At 71.5% G+C, this 18,763-nt stretch carries 11 protein-coding genes; 7 read left to right on the forward strand and 4 right to left on the reverse strand.

The window, feature by feature from the left end; all coding sequences use genetic code 11:
• Window position 1 precedes the first annotated feature (1 nt).
• The 4 genes from QUY26_RS08850 to QUY26_RS08865 all read right to left on the reverse strand — a co-directional run bounded on the left by QUY26_RS08850 (window position 2) and on the right by QUY26_RS08865 (window position 10,738).
• Complete coding sequence (locus tag QUY26_RS08850; protein WP_289944784.1) at window positions 2-6,535, reverse strand: non-ribosomal peptide synthetase; 6,534 nt, start codon at window positions 6,533-6,535, stop codon at window positions 2-4.
• Window positions 6,536-7,374: 839 nt separating this feature from the next.
• On the reverse strand, window positions 7,375-7,674 hold the full coding sequence (locus QUY26_RS08855; RefSeq protein ID WP_289944786.1) for an acyl carrier protein: 300 nt from the start codon (window positions 7,672-7,674) through the stop codon (window positions 7,375-7,377).
• Entirely contained in the window at window positions 7,671-9,287 is a 1,617-nt protein-coding gene (locus QUY26_RS08860; RefSeq protein WP_289944787.1) for an amino acid adenylation domain-containing protein, read from the reverse strand. Before QUY26_RS08860 ends, QUY26_RS08855 begins: the two co-directional genes overlap by 4 nt.
• A gap of 116 nt (window positions 9,288-9,403) precedes the next feature.
• Complete coding sequence (locus tag QUY26_RS08865) at window positions 9,404-10,738, reverse strand: cytochrome P450 (RefSeq protein ID WP_289944789.1); 1,335 nt, start codon at window positions 10,736-10,738, stop codon at window positions 9,404-9,406.
• A 435-nt stretch (window positions 10,739-11,173) separates the two neighbouring features.
• Here QUY26_RS08865 and QUY26_RS08870 point away from each other — a divergent pair, with 435 nt between their 5' ends.
• From QUY26_RS08870 to QUY26_RS08900, 7 genes are all read left to right on the forward strand, one after another.
• A complete protein-coding gene (locus QUY26_RS08870; RefSeq protein ID WP_289944791.1) occupies window positions 11,174-11,704 on the forward strand; it encodes an EF-hand domain-containing protein in 531 nt (176 codons plus the stop codon).
• A gap of 134 nt (window positions 11,705-11,838) precedes the next feature.
• Window positions 11,839-12,654, forward strand: a complete 816-nt coding sequence (locus QUY26_RS08875; RefSeq protein ID WP_289944793.1) for a hypothetical protein — start codon at window positions 11,839-11,841, stop codon at window positions 12,652-12,654.
• Between the two features lie 71 nt (window positions 12,655-12,725).
• Window positions 12,726-13,598 carry a class I SAM-dependent methyltransferase gene (locus QUY26_RS08880; protein ID WP_289944795.1) on the forward strand — a complete coding sequence of 291 codons (873 nt, stop codon included), beginning with the start codon at window positions 12,726-12,728 and terminating at the stop codon, window positions 13,596-13,598.
• Between the two features lie 48 nt (window positions 13,599-13,646).
• A complete protein-coding gene (locus QUY26_RS08885) occupies window positions 13,647-15,041 on the forward strand; it encodes a cytochrome P450 (protein WP_289944796.1) in 1,395 nt (464 codons plus the stop codon).
• Window positions 15,038-16,894: a non-ribosomal peptide synthetase gene (locus tag QUY26_RS08890; RefSeq protein ID WP_289944798.1), complete on the forward strand. Its 1,857-nt coding sequence runs from the start codon at window positions 15,038-15,040 to the stop codon at window positions 16,892-16,894. Before QUY26_RS08885 ends, QUY26_RS08890 begins: the two co-directional genes overlap by 4 nt.
• Window positions 16,891-17,751 (forward strand): thioesterase II family protein, encoded by an 861-nt coding sequence (locus QUY26_RS08895; protein WP_289944800.1) that lies wholly within the window; start codon window positions 16,891-16,893, stop codon window positions 17,749-17,751. The genes QUY26_RS08890 and QUY26_RS08895 overlap by 4 nt, the downstream gene beginning before the upstream one ends.
• Window positions 17,748-18,617 carry a thioesterase II family protein gene (locus tag QUY26_RS08900; RefSeq protein WP_289944801.1) on the forward strand — a complete coding sequence of 290 codons (870 nt, stop codon included), beginning with the start codon at window positions 17,748-17,750 and terminating at the stop codon, window positions 18,615-18,617. Before QUY26_RS08895 ends, QUY26_RS08900 begins: the two co-directional genes overlap by 4 nt.
• Window positions 18,618-18,763 lie beyond the last annotated feature (146 nt).

Raw genomic sequence — 18,763 nt, forward strand, 5'->3', positions numbered from 1 at the left:
TTTACTGTCCACTCCTGTTCATCCTGCGCAGCTTGGGTCGGCGCGACGCCGTGGCGTTCTGCACCGTGCGCGATAGTTCGGCGATGCTGTGCGATTCGAAGACCGCCCGGATCGGCACACTGACTCCGAGTGCCTTGCCAATGCGGCTGGTGAGCCGCGTGGCCAACAGGGAGTTCCCGCCCAGGTCGAAGAAGTCGTCGTCGATCCCGACCCGCTCCACGCCGAGGACCTCGGCGAACAGCGTGCAGAGCGTCTCTTCCTTCTCGTTGCGCGGCGCGCGGTAGGCCGCGCCCGCGAACTCCGGCTCGGGCAGGGCCCTGCGGTCCAGCTTTCCGTTCGGGGCCAGCGGGAAGCGGTCGAGGACCACGACCGCGGCGGGCACCATGAACTCGGGCAGGCGGCCCATGACGAAGTCGCGCAGCTCGGTCATGTCGACCGTGCTCCTCGCGCCGTCCGTCTCGGTGGGCACGACATAGCCCACGAGCCGCTTGCCGACGCTCTCGCCGCCGTCGTGGACGACGACCGCGGCCTGTGCGATGGCGGGGAAGTCGGTGAGGGCGGCCTCGACCTCGCCGGGCTCGATGCGGAAGCCCCGCACCTTGACCTGCGCGTCACCCCGGCCGACGTACTCCAGTTGCCCGTCGGCGTTCCAGCGGGCCAGGTCGCCGGTGCGGTACATCCGCGCGCCCGCCGGGCCGTAGGGGTCGGCCACGAACCGCTCGGCGGTCAGGACGGCCCTGCCGTAGTAGCCGCGGCCGATGTTCCCCGCCACGTAGAGCTCGCCGACCACGCCCGCGGGGACCGGGGTGAGGCCGGGGCCGAGGACGTAGGTGCGCATGTTGCCGATGGGCGTGCCGATGGGGGCGCTGGCCGCGCCGGTCCAGGGCTCGTCGGCGGCGAGGGCGAAGGTGGTGGCGTAGAAGCTCTCGCTCTGGCCGTAGGCGTTGACGACCCTCACGCCGGGCATGGCCTCGCGGATGCGGCCCACCAGCGCGGCGGGCAGCGCCTCACCGGCGAACACCAGCGTCTCGACCTTGGTCTTGGGGGCGATCTGGTCGAGCAGTTCGTTGAAGACGGACGGCACGGTGCTGATGGCGCTGCCCGACCAGCTGTCGCGCTCGGCGAGGACGAGGACGTCCCTGACGACCTCGACGGTGCCGCCGGTGCAGAGCGTCGTGAAGGTCTCGAAGACCGACACGTCGAAGTTCACGGAGGTGCCCGCGAGCATCCGGGAGCCGGGGCCGCCCGCGACCCGCCCCGCGAGGCGCGTCACGCCGTTGACGACGTTGGCGTGCGTGATGACGACGCCCTTGGGGGTGCCCGTGGAACCGGACGTGTACATCACGTACGCGATGCCGTCGGGGCGCAGCGGCGCGGGCCGGTCGGCGTCGGTGACGGGCCCGTCCGGCGCGTCGTCGAGGGCCAGCTCGTCGAGGCGCACGTGCGGCACGTCGGAGGCGGGCAGCACCCCGGTCGTCGCCGAGTCGGTGAGCACGAACCGCGGGGCGGCCTCGGTGAGGATCGAACCGAGGCGCGCGCTCGGGTACTTGGGGTCGATCGGCAGGTATCCGGCGCCGGACTTGAGGATGCCGAGCATGCCGACGACGAGGTCCGCGGAGCGCGGCAGGGCGAGACCCACGACCGTCTCGGGGCCCGCGCCCCGCTTGATCAGTTCGCGGGCGAGGCGGTTGGCGCGGGTGTCGAGCTCCGCGTACGTGAGCTGCCGGTCGTCGAAGACGACGGCGACCGCGTCCGGGGTCTTCGCCGCCTGCTCCTCGAAGAAGCCGGGGATCGTCAGCTCGGGCGTCGGCTCGGCGGTGTCGTTGAGCCCGACGAGCAGCCGCTCGCGCTCGGCGGGGTCGAGGACGTCGACGGCGCGGACGGCCTGGTGCGGGTCGGCGGCGACGGTGGCGAGGATCCGGCCGTAGCGCGCGGCGAGGGTGTCCGCCTCGTCCTTGTCGAACACGTCCTGCTGGTACTGGACGTTCAGGCGCGGGTACTCCCCGTCCGGGTAGACGAAGACGGTCACCGGGTAGTGGCTCGCGGTGAACGCGCGGATGCCGGTGATGGTGATGCCGGCGGCCGCGCTGACCTCGCTGATCGCGCCGCGGTCCAGCGGGAAGGACTCGAACCCGACGAGGGTGTCGAACAGGGTCTTGAGTCCGGTGGTCTTGTGGATCTCGGTGAGGCCGTAGTGGTGGTGGTCCAGGAGGGCGGCCTGCCGGTCCTGGAGTCCGGTGAGCAGGTCGGCGAGGGTGTCACCGGGGGCGCACTTGACGCGTACGGGCAGGGTGTTGAGGAACATGCCGACGATGGAGTCGACCCCCGCGAGCGCGGGCGGACGCCCGGCGACCGTGGACGAGAGCACCACGTCCTGACGCCCCGTCAACTGGCCGAGGAGCAGGCCCCAGGCGCCCTGCACCAGGGTGTTCAGGGTGACGCCGAGGTCGGCGGCGCGCCGGGTCAGCTCGGTGGCTTCGGCCGGGGTCAGCGGTACGTCGACCTGCGCGATGCCGGAGCTGTGGCTTCCGGTTTCCGCGCCGGGCGCGAGGAGGGTCGGTTCGTCGACGCCGTCCAGCTCGTGCCGCCAGGCCTCGGCGGAGACCTCGGGGTCCTGCTGGGCCAGCCAGGCGAGGTAGTCGCGGTACGTCCGCGCGGGCGGCAGGCCCGAGGTGTCGCCGCCGGTGCCGTAGAAGCGGAGCACGTCCTGGATGAGCAGGGGCAGCGACCAGCCGTCGAACAGCGCGTGGTGCGCCGTCAGAACCAGCTCGAACCGCTCGGACTCGCGCTTGACGAGGGAGAGCCGCAGCATCGGCGGCTTGGTGATCTCGAAGTGGGCCTTGAGGTCGTCCGCCATGAACGTCTCGAACGCCGCGTCGCGTTCGCCCTCGGGCGTCCCGCTGAGGTCGACCTCCTGCCAGGGCAGCTCGACTCCGTCCACGACGAGCTGGACGAGGTCGCCGGACGCGTCGTTGACGAAGGCGGTGCGCAGGGCGGGGTGGCGGTCGAGCATGGCCTGCCCGGCGGCGCGCATCCGCGCCGGGTCGATCCGGCCGGAGAGCTGGAGGGCGTACTGCACCTGGTAGGCGTCGAACGAGGACTCCGCGTCGTCGGCCATGAGCGTGTGGAAGAGGAGGCCGGACTGGAGGGGGGAGGTGGGCCAGACGTCGGACAGGCCGGGGAACTGCTCCTCCCAGGCCTCGATGTCGCTCTGGGTGGCGTTGACGAGGGGGATGTCGGACGGGGTCAGGCCGCCCGCGCCGGCCTGGGCGGCGTGCCGGGCCAGGCCCTCCAGGGCCGCGCACCACAGATCGGCGAGCTCACGGACCTCCTCCTGCGCGAGCACGCCGGAGGGGGCGGTGAACAGCGCACCCAGCCGCGGGCCTTCGGCGGTGTCCGTGACCGAGGCGTTGATGTCGACCTCGGCGGGGGCGGGCATCGCCTGGTCCTGCGCGGCGTCGAGCTCCGCCAGCTCCTCCACGTCCGTGGCCTGCGTGAAGCCGAGGCCTTGGGTGTGGGCGGGCATGTCGGTGTGGGCGGAGAACCGGCCCAGGTAGTTGAAGCCGACCTGGCCGTGGCCGTGCGCGGCCAGCACCGGGCCGGTCCGCGGGTTGAGGTGGCGCAGCAGGCCGTAGCCGATGCCCTTGTCCGGGATCGCCCGCAGCTGTTCCTTGACCGCCTTCAGGACCCGGGCGGCGGCCGGACCGCCGCCGATGGCCTCGTCCAGGTCGGCGCCGGCCAGGTCAAGACGGACAGGGAAGACGCTGGTGAACCAGCCCACCGTCGCGGACAGATCCGCGCCCGGCGCGGCCGCTTCCTCCCGGCCGTGGCCCTCCAGACGGATCAGCGAGGACGACTCGTGGATGCCACGGGTGCGGCGCCACTTCGCCAGCGCCAGCGCCAGAGCGGCCAGCAGACCGTCGTTGACCTCCCCGCGGAACGCGGCCGGGACGGTCGTCAGCAGCGCCTCGGTGACCGGAGCGGGCAGCTGGACACGCGTCTCGGTCAACGTGGCGATCACGTCCACGGCCGGATCCAGACGCCGCGCGCCCAGGACCGGGTCCGGACCCTCCACCATCCGCTGCCACAACTCCAGCTCGGCGCCGCGCTTCTCACTGAGGGCCTCCTCGGCCAACGCGTGCGCCCAGCGCCGCATCGACGTCGCCACCGGCGCCAGCTGCGGAACACGCCCGGCACGGACCTGCTCCCAGGCCACCGCCAGATCCGGCATCAGGATCCGCCAGGACACCCCGTCCACCACCAGGTGATGCAGCACGACCAGCAACCGCCCCGGAACGTCACTGCCGGCCGGGGCGAACCACACGAACTTCGCGATGACCCCCGCCTTGGGATCCAGCGAAGCCGCCGCCGCCTCCAGCTCGGCCATCAGCACCGCGTGCCAGGCCGCACCGGCCCAGTCACCCTCACACTCCACCCGCCTGACCAGCCCGGCCACGTCCACGGACCCGGCCGGGGCGACCTCCAGCCCGCCCCCGCCGTCCTCCACCAGCCTCGCCCGCAGCAGATCATGCCGGTCGACCACCGCACCCAGCGTCGCCGCCAGCTGCCCCGCCCCGATCCCCGCGGGCAGATCCAGCACCATCGCCTGCAAGAACCGGTCAAAGCCCGGCCCCCACCCACGCAGAAGCCGCGCGACCGGCAACAACGGCATCCACCCGACACCCCCGCCCTCCAGCTCCTCCAGCACCGCCACCGCACCCGAGACCCGGTTGGCCACAGCCACCTCCGCCAGCCGCGCCACGGTCCGGGACTCGAACACCTCCCGCGCACTGACCTCCAGCCCCTCCGCCCGCGCCCGCGAGACCACCTGGATCGACTGGATGCTGTCCCCGCCCACCGCGAAGAAATCATCATCGATCCCGACCCGCTCCAGCCCCAGCACCGCGGCGAACGCACCCGCCAGGACCTCCTCCTCCACCGTGCGCGGCGCACGGTAGGCACTCCCCTTGAACTCCGGCTCCGGCAACGCCTTCTTGTCGACCTTGCCATTCGTCGTCAACGGCAGCCGGTCCAGCACCATCACCGTCGCCGGCACCATGAAATCCGGCAGACGCTGCCCGAGGTAGCTCCGCAGCTCTCCGGTGGAGAAGCCCGAGTCGAAGGTCATGTGGCCGGTGCCGCCGCTCTTGGCGGCCTCTTCCCGCGCGGCCTCCGCGTCACCGGCTCCGGCAGGGACGACATGGCCGACGAGCTGCTTGCCGGTCCCCCGCCCCTCGTGGACGGTCACGACGGCGTGCGCGACGCGCGGGTGCGCGAGCAACGCGGCCTCGATCTCGCGCAGTTCGATGCGCAGGCCGCGGATCTTGACCTGGGTGTCGGCGCGGCCGAGGAAGACGAGCTGGCCGTCGTCGCCCCACCGCACGAGGTCGCCGGTGCGGTACATCCGCTCGCCGGGCCCGCCGAACGGGCAGGCGACGAAGCGCTCACCGGTCATGGCGGGGCGGCCGAGGTAGCCGCGGGCGAGGGGCGCGCCGGCGATGTACAGCTCGCCCGGGGAGCCCTCGGGGACCGGCTTCAGGTCGTCGTCGAGGATGTACGCCTGGGTGTTGGACAAGGGAGCGCCGATCGGCGGGGCCTGGCCGTCGCCGGTCAACGGGGTGCTCAGGGTGACGGCGACGGTGGTCTCCGTGGGGCCGTAGCCGTTGATCATCCGGCGGTCGGCGGCCCAGGTGGCGACGAGTTCCGGCGCGGTGGCCTCACCGGCGACCGCGAGGCTGCGCACGGTGGGCAGCGAGCCGGTCGGCAGGGCGGCGAGGACGGCCGGCGGCATGACCGCGTGGGTCACGGCGTGCCGGTTGATGGTCTCGACGAGCGGGGCGCCCGGGGCGAGGGCGTCCTTGTCGGCCATGACGAGGGTGGCGCCGGAGAGCAGGGACATGCCGAGCTCGCCCACGGACACGTCGAAGCTCGGCGAGCAGAACTGCAGGATCCTGCTGTCCGGCGTGACGTTCATCCGGTCGAGCATGGCGCCGACGAGGTTGGCGATGCCGGTGTGGGTGACGGTGACGCCCTTGGGGCGGCCCGTGGACCCCGAGGTGTAGATGACGTACGCGGCGTTGGCGACGGTCAGCGGGGTGGCGCGCTCGGCGTCGCCGACGTCCCCGGAGTCGTGCGCGGCGACGGCGCCGGTGACCTCCGGGTCGTCGAGGCGGACGACGGGGGCGGGCAGTTCGGGCAGCAGCCCGGCGGTGTCCTCGTCGACGAGGACCAGGACGGCCGCGGAGTCCTCGACCATGTAGGCGATGCGGTCGGCGGGGTAGGCCGGGTCCACCGGCAGATAGGCGCCGCCCGCCTTCATCACGGCGAGCACGGTCACGCACCACTGGGGGGACCGGCGCAGCGCCACGCCGACGACGGTCTCCGCGCCGACACCGCGCTCGATCAGAAAGCGCGCGAGACGGTTCGCGCGCGCGTCGAGGTCGGCAAAGGTCAGTGACTCGTCGCCGAAGACCACTGAGGTCGCATCCGGCGCCGCGATGACTTGCCGCTCGAACAGTTCAGGAATCGTCCCCACCGGTACCGGAACCTCCGTGTCATTGAGCTCGCCCCGCAACGCACCCTGCTCAAAAGAACACAAAGCGACCATCCCCCTCAGTGGTTAGACGTTGGACCTGAAGCCGGGATCATTGATTGATCCGTGCCGCGGAGGCCGAGCGGCAAGCGCGCACGAATGACAGGGCGTTAAAGCCCCATTCATCGACGCAATTGATCGCCCGCATCGCTCATTCGGTTCGGCCGAGCAGCCAGAACCCGCTCGCTGGGCAGCTCTTGTACTCCCGTTGCTCCGACAGGCTCGTACCTCGCGGCTACGGAGTCAACCGCCATCAAGATCACCCTGGTTGCCCAGGCCGGAGCCCCCCGCACACCTTCACGTCGATACGTCAACCCCAGAGTCCCGCCACGGAAGACCTTTAACGAATAACATGCGCACATCTTTGTGCGCGGGCACGGAGCCAGCCGCTCGACGGAAATGCTGAGTGAAATGAAGAAGACCGGACGGCGGTCACTCCGGAACCTCCGGCGGGAAATGCCCCCGCTCCCGCGCAACGAGCCTATGAGCACCCTTCGACAGGAGCAAGGAACAGCCGGTACAGGCGCTTTGCGCCACCGGAGCGCACCCGGCGAAAAGAGTCAACATTCAGTTCGCGGACACACGATGGTTTGCCGTGTCCCGTCGCCGGGACAACACAAGTCGGACATCCGGACGGGGCCGCGCCGGGGCGAACGGCGGCCGGGCGACGACACCGGGAGCCCAAGCGGAACCTTGTATTCCGACCAGCGGTGGAAGCGGTGTGCTTCGAGGAGAGCGGCCCTCGGGCCGGGGTGCCGTACCGCAGGAGTGGCCGCCGGTGGTCAGGAGTTCGCCCGCACCGCGTCCCAGACGGCCGCTGCCAGCGCGCCGAGGCGGGGATCGTCGTAGAGCTGCTCAGGAGTGAGCGTGTCCGGGCCGAACCTCTTCTCCACGCGTTGGAGGAACCTGATCGCGGTGACCGAGGTGCCGCCGACGTGGAAGAAGTCGTCCCCGGCGGTGAAGGAGGCGGGGCCGAGCAGGTCGCGCCAGATATCGGCGAGCGCCGACTGCGCGGCGGCCGGCCCGGAGGGCTCGAAGGGCGCGCGGCGGGTCGAGCCGGCCGCGTCGCGTACGTCGCTCATGGCGTGGACGCCTCCTGGTCGGTGAGGAGCCGGACGAGGGCGCGGCCGTCGACCTTGCCGTTCGGCGTCAGGGGGAAGGTCTCGCAGAGGTGGATCCGCGCCGGGACCATGTAGGAGGGCAGCTTCGTGGCCAGGTGGTCGCGCAGGCTCTCCGGGTTGGTGGCAGGGGCGGCGGGCACGACGAAGGCGACGAGCGACTTGGCGCCGTGGTGCTCGCGGACCGTCACGTGACTGCGTTTCACGGCCGGGCTGGCGTTGAGCTGGTGGGTGATCTCGCCCAGCTCGATGCGGTAGCTGTTGACCTTGACCTGGTCGTCGAGGCGGCCTTCGAAGACCACGTCGCCGCCCGGCAGCAGATGCCCGCGGTCCCCGGTCCGGTAGAGCCGCTCCGGCACCCCGGCGACGACGCGGTGGACGAAGCGGGCGCGGGTGAGTTCCGGCAGGCCCAGGTAGCCCGCCGCCAGGCCGTCACCGGCCAGGCAGATCTCGCCGCTCTCCCCCGGTTCGCACAGCCGTCGCGCGTGGTCGTCGAGGATGTAGAGGCGGGTGTTCTGGATCGGCTTGCCGATGGGCAGCGGGGCGTCGTCGCGCGGTGGTTCGTCGACGGGGAAGTACGTTCCGACGCAGGTGCACTCCGTGGGGCCGTAGAGGTTGACCACGCGGCCGGGACCGTATCGCCGGACGGCCTCGGCCATGTGCCGGTTCGAGTGGGCCTCGCCGCCCGTGGTGATCGTGGCCACGGTGTCCAGCACCTCGGGAGCCTCGTCGACGATCAGGTTGAACAGCGCCGTGGTGAGCAGCGTGATGGTCACACCGCCGCTCTTGACGACCTTGTCGAGTGTGGACAGCCGGATGGGCTCGGCGGGATACAGCACCGAGACCCCGCCGTTGAGCAGAGCCCCCCAGATCTCCCAGGTGGCGATGTCGAACGTGACCGGCGTGATCTGAAGGACGCGGCTGTGCTCGTTCATGGGGCCGTACGTGGCGCCGTGCACCAGGCGGTTGATGCCGCGATGGAGGATCGGTACGCCTTTGGGGCGGCCCATCGAGCCGGAGGTGAAGTTGACGCAGGCGACGCTGTCGGCGCTCGCCCCGCTCGGCCGGTCGGTGTCGTCAGGCGTCAACTCCTGCGTGTCGACGGGCAGTACGCCGGGGCGGACGCCGTCGAGCCGTGGCACGAGCGCGTCCGCCGCGTCGCTGAGCACCCATGCGGCCTCGGTGTCCCGCAGCACGTAACGCAGCCGTTCGTCCGGCCACGCGGTGTCCAGGGGGACGTAGGTCGCACCTGCCTTGAGGACGCCGAGCAGGGCCACCAGCAGCTCCGGGGAGCGGGCCACGCACACGCCGACCGTGGTGCCCGGGCCGACGCGCCGGGTCCGCAGCTCGCGGGCCAGCCCGTTCGCGAGCCGGTTGAGCAGGCGGTAGCTGAGTTCCCGGCTCCCTTGGACGACCGCGGGGGCTTCCGGGCGGAGCGCGGCCCAGTGCTCGAAGCGCTCCGGGATGCCGCTGTGGCGCGGATAGGGGCTCGACGTCCGGTTGATGGCGCGGTGGACGGCCAGGGCCGCGTCGGAGCAGATCAGCTCCTGCGTCGTGGGCCGGTTCGGCTTCTGCATCGCGGGACCACACTTTCAGGTGGCTGGACTGGGTGCGGTGTCCTACGTCCGCTGCGGGCGGGTCGGCGTCGGTGCGGATGGGACGGCGCGGGCGGGTCGGCGTCGGTGCGGGCGGGTCAGCGTCGGTGCAGGCGCATGCGCAGGGAGCGCGGGGCGAGCGCGAGCCGTGGCGCGGCACGCACCCGCGCCTGCGGCAGGGGCTCAAGACGCCACCGGGCGGCCATGGAGGCGAGCGCCAGCGCGGCCTCGGTCCTGGCGTACTCGTCACCGATGCACTTGCGGGCACCGGCACCGAACGGGGTGAAGGCCCGCTCGGCAGCGGGGCAACCGGCGCCGTTCCGCCAGCGGTCGGGGTCGAACCGCTCGGGGTCGGGGTGCAGTGCCGGGTGGTGGTGCAGGACGTACGGGCTGAACACGACGACGGTGCCGGCCGGCAGCCGCTGCCCCGCGAGGTCGGTGTCCACCGCGGTGCGCCGGGTCAGCAGCCAGACCGGCGGGTACAGGCGCAGCGTCTCGGTGATGATCCGGGCGGTCACCTTCAGATGGGGGACGTCGGCGAACTCCGCGACGCGGCCGCCGAGCACGGAATCGACCTCGGCGTGCAACTCCGCCCGCACTTCCGGGTGTTGGCCGAGCAGGTGCCAGGCCCAGGCAAGCGCGGGTGAGACGGTCTCGCTCCCGGCGGAGAAGAAGGTGAGCACCTGGTCGTGGATCTCCGCGTCGGTCAGGCCGCCGGATTCGTCGTCACGGGCGGCCAGCAGCATCGACATCAGATCGCCGTGGTCGACGCCGGCTTTCCGGTAGTCGGTGATGAGTTGACGCGTGTGGCGCTCCAGTCGGCGCCGGGCGCGTTCGAAGCGGCGGTTGCCCGGGGTCGGGAGCCTGTCCAGCCACGCGAAGGGCAGGAGCAGGCGTCGTGCCACACCGTCGAACATGTCGGTGGTGGCCTGCTGGATCTCGGTGAGGACCGTCTCGTCGACGTCGGCGGCGAACAGGGTGCGCGTGGCGACGCCGGTGCTGAACGCGTTCATGGTGGCGACCACGTCGATCACGTGACCGTCGCGCCACGGTCCTGTGGTCACGTCGACCTGGTGGGACATAGCCCGCGCGTAGCCGGGGAGACGGTCGCGGTGGAAGGCGGGCTGCACCAGCCGCCGCTGCCTGCGGTGGAACCGGTGCGCGCACGTCACCAGGCCGTTGCCGCCCACCTGCCGCAGCTTGTCGTACGTCGGACCGCCCTTGTCGTACACCCGGTCGTTGACCAGGACCTCGTGCGTCAAGAGGGGATCGCACACCACGTAGGCCGGCCACGGCCCCAGGCGGATGCGCACCAGATCACCGTGGACGGGCAGGGCGGCCATGAATTCCAGCGGCGACCTGCCGATCGCGGCGACGTGGCCGAGCAGGGGCAGCGCTCCGGGGACGGTGCCGACAGTGAACGTGGCTGCCATGGGCCCGCAGATCCTTTCCACGCGGCGACTGCCCGCCGCGGGGGACAGTGCGGAGATCGCCTCGTATGGTCACCGATAAACGGCTCTCAAGATTGCCTTTACCGTCGCATTCACACAACGTGCGTATCGAGCCGAAATCATCCACCCGCCCCGCTCGCCCACCTACCCACCTTCCCGTCCTGCCTACCCACCGGCCTTTCTGGATCATTGCCGAGATCTTTGTTGAGAATTTCATTAAGATCTCTGTTGAGATCGTTCCGCGGCGGTCCCGTTTCGGCCAACACGGCCCGGGCCAGCCGCTTCCGGCGACATGGCTTGATGAATTCTTGTCGCCGCATCGACGATCCGCGTACTTTTTCGGGGCGACAACGAGATCCATCTCGTGCCGTGTTCCACATTCGATCGTGGGGTTCACCCATTCACGTGGAGGCGGAAATGGCGACAAGCGACAAGGGACAGGTCTTCGAGTACCGCTTCGAATTCTTCGACGCGAACAAGGACGGCCGCATCGACCGCTCGGACTTCGAGCAGGAGGCGAACAGGCTCATTCGCGCGTTCGGCGCCGACGCTGATTCACCTCGCGCGCGTGCCGTCATGGACGGCTCCATGGCGGTCTACGACTACATCATGCGCAAGGCGGGCTCGAAGTCCGGGTCGCTGAGCCGCGAGGAGTTCGTCTCCGTGTCCACGGCGACGATCACCGACCGGGGCCCCACCGGTTTCGCCGAGGTCCTGGCCCCGTACGCCTACGCCTGCGCGAACCTGTGCGACGTGGACGGCAACGGTGAGATCAGCCAGGAGGAGTACGCGCGGTGGCTCACGGTCATCGGCGCTCCGGCGGACAACATCACCGAGTCCTTCCGGGCGATGGACACGGACAAGGACGGAAGGGTCACCATCGACGAGTTCGTGGCGGCGATGAAGAGTTACGTGCTCGGCGAATCGGCCGTGGGGATGCTCGGCTAGGGCGTCCGTCGGGAGCGTCCGTCGGCAGGGCAGGCACCTCGGCCGGAAACGTGGGCCGGGCCCGTCGACGGGCGTTTCCGATCTCCGCCGCGCCACAGGCCTCGATCCCATCATCGCCGGAGGAGCACGCCATCATGCCCGTGACCACTGTCGACGACCTGGTGAGCCGAATTCGCGACCATCGATGCTGTCACCACCCGATCTTCCAGCACTGGCGGGACGCCGAGCCCGAGAGCAGGGTATTGGCGACGCTTTTCCATCAGATCCGGAGTTTCTGTGACGCGACCCGTCCGGGCCGCAATTTCCCCATGGCTCTCGACAAGCATCAGCTGTCCGCCGAGAGTGCGCTGCTCCAAGAGATAGTGGAAAGCGAAGATAACCACGGCGCCGAACTCGCCGCGATGGCGGGGCACATCGTCAACCGCGCCGCCGGGCACGACGTCTTCACCGATGTCTACGACCAGGAAGCGGTCGAGAGCGGCCTGAAGGACTTCTCCGACCAGATCCTCATGCGCTTGCCGGGATACGACCCCGATTCCGGGCTGCTGGCGCAGACACGCCGGGCCCGGGCGGTGTTCGACCGCCGGGAGCGTACCGACCGGGATTCCACGCTCCGCAATCTCGGCACGGCGCTCGCGCTCGAAATGGTCTCCAACCGGCATCTGATTCCCGGTTGGAAGGCCGCGCTCGTCGACTCCGGCCGCTACGGCGTCGCGCTCGAAGACCCCGAGATGCACTACATGCTGGAGCACTGGGGTGAGATCGGCGCCGAGGAACAGCACGAGAGGAACGCCGTCGCAGCCGTCGGATCCGCTCTCGCCCCCACGACGGAGGCGCTGATCCTCGAAGGCGCCGACATGTTCCTGGACTCCCTGGTCGCGCTGTGGGACGTGCTCGACGCGGCCTTGCTCATGTCGGGCCGCCCGGCCGAGGACCTCGTACCGGCCTGAGCCGCCCGCCATCCCTGCGACCCCGCCGGTGATCGCGGTCCTGCCGCCGTCCCGCAAGCGAAAGGTGCGCCTTGAAAGGCCAGTTCGATGCGCTCGCGCGGGACTACGCGCGCATGGCGGAGGAGAACCCCGTGCGCGTACACAGCGAGCGATTCACGCTGCTCGACGTGCTCGGTGACGTACGCGGAAGGAAAGTCCTGGACATGGGGTGCGGTACGGGGCAGTACACGCGGCTCCTGCGCGACCTCGGCGCGGTGGACGTCACCGGGATCGACGCGTCCGAGGGGATGCTGGAACACGCCCGGTGGCTCGAACGGGACCGGCCGCGGGGGGTGCGGTATGTCCGGCGGGACGCGTGCCGGACGCCACGGGGTGCGGCACCCGCCGACTCGGGTGATCCGGAACTCGAAGGCATCTTCCACACCGTGGTGAGCGTGTACCTGCTGCCCTACGCGCGCACGGAACAGGAACTCACCAGCATGTGCAGGACGGCACGCGGCGCGCTGCGGCCGCAGGGCGGGCGCTACCTCACCGTCACGCTGAACCCCGATGTGTCCATGACGCCGCACTGGTACGAGCCCTACGGATATGAGGTCGTGGCTCCCCACCGCACGGACGAGGCCGCGGACGCCGCGGACAAGGACGCGGACAAGGACGACGAGGCCGAGGCGGCCGAGCCGGGTGCCGCGCGCACCGACGGGTTCCCGTACCGGGCGAGAGTCCACGTCGGCGCCCGTTCCGTCACGCTCGACGCCTACCGCTGGTCCAGGGCCGCACACGAAAGGGCCCTGCGCCGGGCCGGGTTCGAGCGGATCACCTGGATACGGCCGAGGATCTCCGCCGAAGGCCGCCGCCTGTACGCCGACGGCTTCTGGGACAACTACCTCCACTGTCCGCAGATCCTGCTCGCGGACTGTCTGGCGGGACCGGCCTCGCCCTCCTGAACCACCGGCGTCCCCGACCACCGCCCTCGATCTGCGGGAAGGCACCGTATGGCCTCCACAAGCGCGGCGTACGACCGGTCGTTGAGCATCTACGCGCTGTCGGCACGCAGCATGCGGCAGGACGCCCGGACCCTGTTCTCCCGCCTGAGCGCAGCGGCCCCCGTCCACTGGGACCCCTACGCGGGGACGTGGCTGGTGGCGGGCCGGGCCGAGGCCTTGAGGGCGTGCACGGGACCGGAGTTCAGCGCCTTACGGCTCTCGGGGACGGCCCGGCACACGGCACCGGGCGCTCCCGGGGACGCGCGCCGACGCGTCGCCGATGTGCTGGCCCGGCAGGCGCTCTTCCTCGACGGCCCCGCCCACGCCGCGTGGGCCCGGATCATCCGCCGCGCCCTCGCTCCCGGCAGGGTCGACGCACTGACGCCGTGGATCGTACGGAGGGTCGCGGACCTGGTGCGCAGCGGCGCGGCGGGCGGGGGCGCCACGACCGGCGCCACCACGGGCGGAGGCACCACGAGCGGAGGCACCCCGACCAGCGCCGCCCCGAGCGGAGGCGGAGACGCCCCAAGGGGAAGCGGTCGTCTGGACGTCGTCGCCGACCTCGCCGCGCCGCTTCCGCTCGACGTGATCGCCCGCCTGTTCGCCCTGCCCCCAGCCGACACGGGGGCGATCCGCACCTGGTCGGAGGCCTACACGCGCGTCGTCACGGGCGTCGCCCCCGAGGCCGACGCCGGCGTGTTCGCGCTCGTCGCGGAGTTCACCGACTACGCCCTGGATCTCGTACGGCACCGCCGGGCGTCGCCCGGACCGGACGCTCTCACCACGTTGATCGCCGGAGCCGACGCCACGGCCGAGCCCCGCACCGGCACCGGCACCGGCCCCGGCCCCGGCCCCGGCCCCGGCATGGGCATCGACTTCGACATCGCCGCCAACCTCCTCATGCTCATCGCCGCCGGACACCAGACGACCACCGGTTTCCTCTCCGGCGCGGTGCTGGAACGACTGCGCCCCACATGGGGCCCGCTCCCCCCGGGCACACCGGGCGACGCCGAGGTGGAGGAATTGCTCGCCCGGGTCTCGCCGTCGCGGTTCGTGGGACGCCTCGTCACCAGGGACACCGAACTCGGCGGCCACCGGCTGCGCGCGGGACAGTCCGTTCTGGTGCTGCTCGCCGCCGCCAACTGGCACGCGCTCGACCACCGTGCGAACGGCGGTGCGGCGCCTGCCGGGCACCTGGCGTTCGGCCACGGCAGGCACCGCTGCCCCGGTGCCCGGCTGGCTCGCCTCGAATCACGGCTCGTCCTAGAGCACCTCTTCGGGCCCGGACGCCGTCCAACGCTGACCGACGCGTCCGTGCCCTGGTCGGACAACGTCAACCTGCCGTGCCCGCTGCGCGTTCCGATCGCGCTGAGCGGCCACGCCGAGAAGGGAAGCCCCGTATGAGTCCGCCGATCGACACTCCGGCAGGACCCGCATCCGTCCTCGCCACGGACTCCGTGATCGACATGGTCGACGAACACGTGTGCCTGCGTCCTACGGCCGTCGCCGTCGACGCCGCCGACGGCCGTGTCGACTACGCGACGCTCTCCGCCCGTGCCGACGCGTGCGCGCGGGCCCTGCGGCAGCGGGGGATACGGCCCGCCGAACTGGTCGCGGTGCGGATCACGCCCTCGGCCGCGGGTGTCGGCGCCGTGCTCGGCGTGGCGCGGGCCGGGGGCGTTCTGGTGCCGCTCGACCCCTCGCAACCGCCGCTGCGGCAACGGGAGATCATCGACGTGGCGCGGATCCGGCTCGTGGTGTCGGCGGGCGAGGACACGGGGGCATGCCCCTCCGGGTCCGGGAGCCCGCACCCCTCTGGGCCCGGGAGCCCGCACCCCTCCGGGTCCGGGGAGACGTACCCCTCCGGGTCCGGGGGGCCGTACGCCTCTGCCTCCGGGGAGACGTACACGGTGACCGACACCGGCAAGGCCCCCCGCGCCCTCGGCCCGATGCCCGGCGCCGCGTACGTCATCCACACCTCCGGAAGGACGGGCGCGCCCAAAGGCGTGGTGTGCACCCACGCCGCGCTCGCCAACGTCGCCCGTGCGCAGCGCGCGGTCTTCGGGATCGTTCCCGGCACCCGGGTGGCGCAGGTGGCGCCCTGGTGTGTCGACGCCGCCCTCTTCGAGATGGTCCTGGCGTTGACCGCGGGCGCCTGCCTCTGCGTGGCCACGCCCGACGACCGGTACCCGGGTCCACCGCTGGAGCGGTTCCTCACCCGGGCGCGCGTCTCGGCCGCGGTGCTCACGCCCTCGTCCCTGCGCGCCCTGCGACCGGACCGGGTCCCGGACCTCCGCCTCGTCGTCAGCGCGGGTGAGGCCCTGCTGCCGGACCTGGCCCGGACCTGGGCGGCCCGGGGCCGACTCGTCAACGCCTACGGTCCGACCGAGGCCACCATCTGGTCCACGTACGCCGAACTGGACGAGCACACGATCGGGGCGGGCACCTCGGCGCCCCTGGGCCGACCCCTGCCCGGCTGCTCGCTCACCGTCCTGGACCGGGACTTGAGGCCGGTCCCGCCGGGCACGCCCGGCGAGGCCTGCGTCGGCGGCGCGGGCCTCGCCGCCGGGTACCTCGACCAGGACGAGCTCACCGCGGCGCGCTTTCCCACCGGCCCCTCCGGCCGTGTCTTCCGCACCGGCGACATCGTCGTCCAGGACGGCGGCCCGGACACGCTGCGGTTCGTCGGACGCGAGGACGAACAGGTCAAACTCGGCGGCCTGCGGGTCGAACTCGGCGAAGTCCGCCACACCCTGGTCCGGCACCCGGCCGTCCACGACTGCGCGGTGCGCAAGGACGGGGACCGCCTGGTCGCCTACGTCGTTCCCGCCCACGGAGCCGAAGTCGACCGGTACGCCCTCACGGAATGGGTCGAACAGCGGCTGCCCCTCCAGATGGTGCCCAGCCTGTACGTGCCCATGGCGGAGCTTCCGTCGACCGCGTGGGGAAAGCTGGACGTCGCCGCGCTGCCCGCTCCCGACGACGCGGTCGCCGCGCAGCGGGACAGGACCTCGGCACCGCGGTCCGCCACCGAGCGCTATCTCACCGCTCTCGCCGCCGAGTTGCTGGACGTCCCCGCGGTCTCCCCGCGCGACGACCTGTTCCTGATCGGCATGACGTCCCTGACCATGGCCCAGTTGCTGCGTCGTGTCCTCGATGAACTCGCCGTCGACATCGAGCCCGTCGACGTGTTCGAGAACCCGACCCCCGCGGAGCTGGCCACCGCCCTGGACAAGCGCGAGGGGGGAGCGGCATGAGCACTCACGCCCGCACGACGGGCCCGACCGACCCGACCGACCACGGCCCCTGGTTCCACTACGTCGCGCGCCGACCGGCCCCGCGCCGGCGTCTGCTGTGCCTGGCGGGCGCGGGCAGCGGCCCTTCGGAGTTCCTGACCTGGCCCGACGAGCTGCCCTCGGACACCGAGGTGTGGCCCGTCCAACTGCCCGGCCGCGAGCAGCGCCTGCGCGAGGAGCCCTGCACCGACCTGCCCGCGCTCATGCAGAACCTCACGAAAGCCCTCGACACCGCCGAAACGGCTGGCCCCCTCGGAACCACCGATGACACCACTCCCCTCCCCCCGACTCCCCTCCCCTTGATCCTGTTCGGCCACAGCTTCGGCGCGCTGGTCATGTACGACCTGGCTCGCCGGATCAGCGCCGAACGCCCCGGGCACGTGCGAGGGCTCATCGTCTCGGGCCTGGCCGCGCCCGCCGGGCCGACCGCACGATCGCGGATCAGCCACCTGGACGACGCCGAACTCCTCGCCTGGATCCGCGGACTCGGCGGCACCCCCACGGAACTCCTCGACGAACGCTGGTTCGCCGACTGGCTGGTGCGCGACGTCCGCACCTCGTACCGCATTCGCGAGAGCTACGAGGCCGTCTCCGCACCTCCTCTGACCTGCCCAGTCGTCGCCTTCGGCGGCCAGGACGACTTCGAGACGAGCGCCCCCGACCTGGACGCGTGGGCACGGGTCACCACCGGACCGTTCCGCAGCCACACGGTGCCCGGCGGCCACTTCTTCCTCCGGGAGCAACGCACTCAATTCCTCACACTCCTCGGCGAGGAGCTGCGCCGCATCCCCAGTACGGAACCGGAAACACGGTCATGAGCACACCGGACTCCCCCACCGCTCACACCGACCACGCCGACCACGCCGACGACCGATTCGAACGCTGGTTCCCCGGCGTCCCCCCGGATCCCCGACTGCCCTCGCTCCTCTGCCTGGCCGGGTCAGGAGCGGGCCCGGGCGAGTTCCGCCCGTGGAAGGCGGCCCTGTCGGGACGGATCGAGGTGGCGGCGGTGGCCCTGCCCGGCCGCGAACACCGCGCCCGCGAACCCAACATCGACTCCCTCCCCGAACTCGTCACACGCCTGAAGAGAGCGGCCGCACCCCTCCTCACGGCACCGTTCGCGCTCTTCGGTTACAGCACCGGCGCCCTCGTCATGTACGAACTGGCCCGCTCCTTCACCCCCGAACAGCGAGGCAATCTCCTCCACTTGTTCGTGGGCGGCCAGCCCGCACCGCGCTGGCCCCAGACGGACAGCGGCCACAGCGACCAGAGCGACGCCGAACTGATCGACTACCTGCGCCGGATGGGCGGCACCCCGGAAGAGGTCCTGAACAGCCCCCCGTTCATGCGCCTGTTCCTCCGCGCCCTCCGCGCCGACCTCCGATTCGCCGAACGGTACGACCACCCGGGCCCGGCACACCTGCCCTGCCCCCTCACCCTGTTCGCCGGCCAGCACGACGCCGTCGTCCCCCCACACACCCTCCCGGCCTGGGTAGAGGAAACAGCCCGGGCCTTCCGCTTCGTCCGCCTCCCGGGAGCCCACTTCACACTCCGCACGGACCGCGACCTGATCATCGCCGGGATCAGCGCCCTCTGCGGCTCCACGAGGTCCGCGCATGGCTCACTGCCGCATGCGCCGCCCGCCCACCCGCCGTCACGTCAGCCGCGGTGCTGGTCGAAGTGATCCATCCGGAGATCAATGACGCGGCACTGAGATGGACGTCGTCCCGGCTGCGCGTCGACTCGGATCCCCAGTCCGTCGCCCAATCCGCCGCCCCGCTGCGCACAGCCGGACCGCACGGTCTCAAGTACGCCATCGACGCCATGCTC

The sequence above is a fragment of the Streptomyces flavofungini genome (assembly GCF_030388665.1).
In the GTDB taxonomy this organism is placed as follows: domain Bacteria; phylum Actinomycetota; class Actinomycetes; order Streptomycetales; family Streptomycetaceae; genus Streptomyces; species Streptomyces flavofungini_A.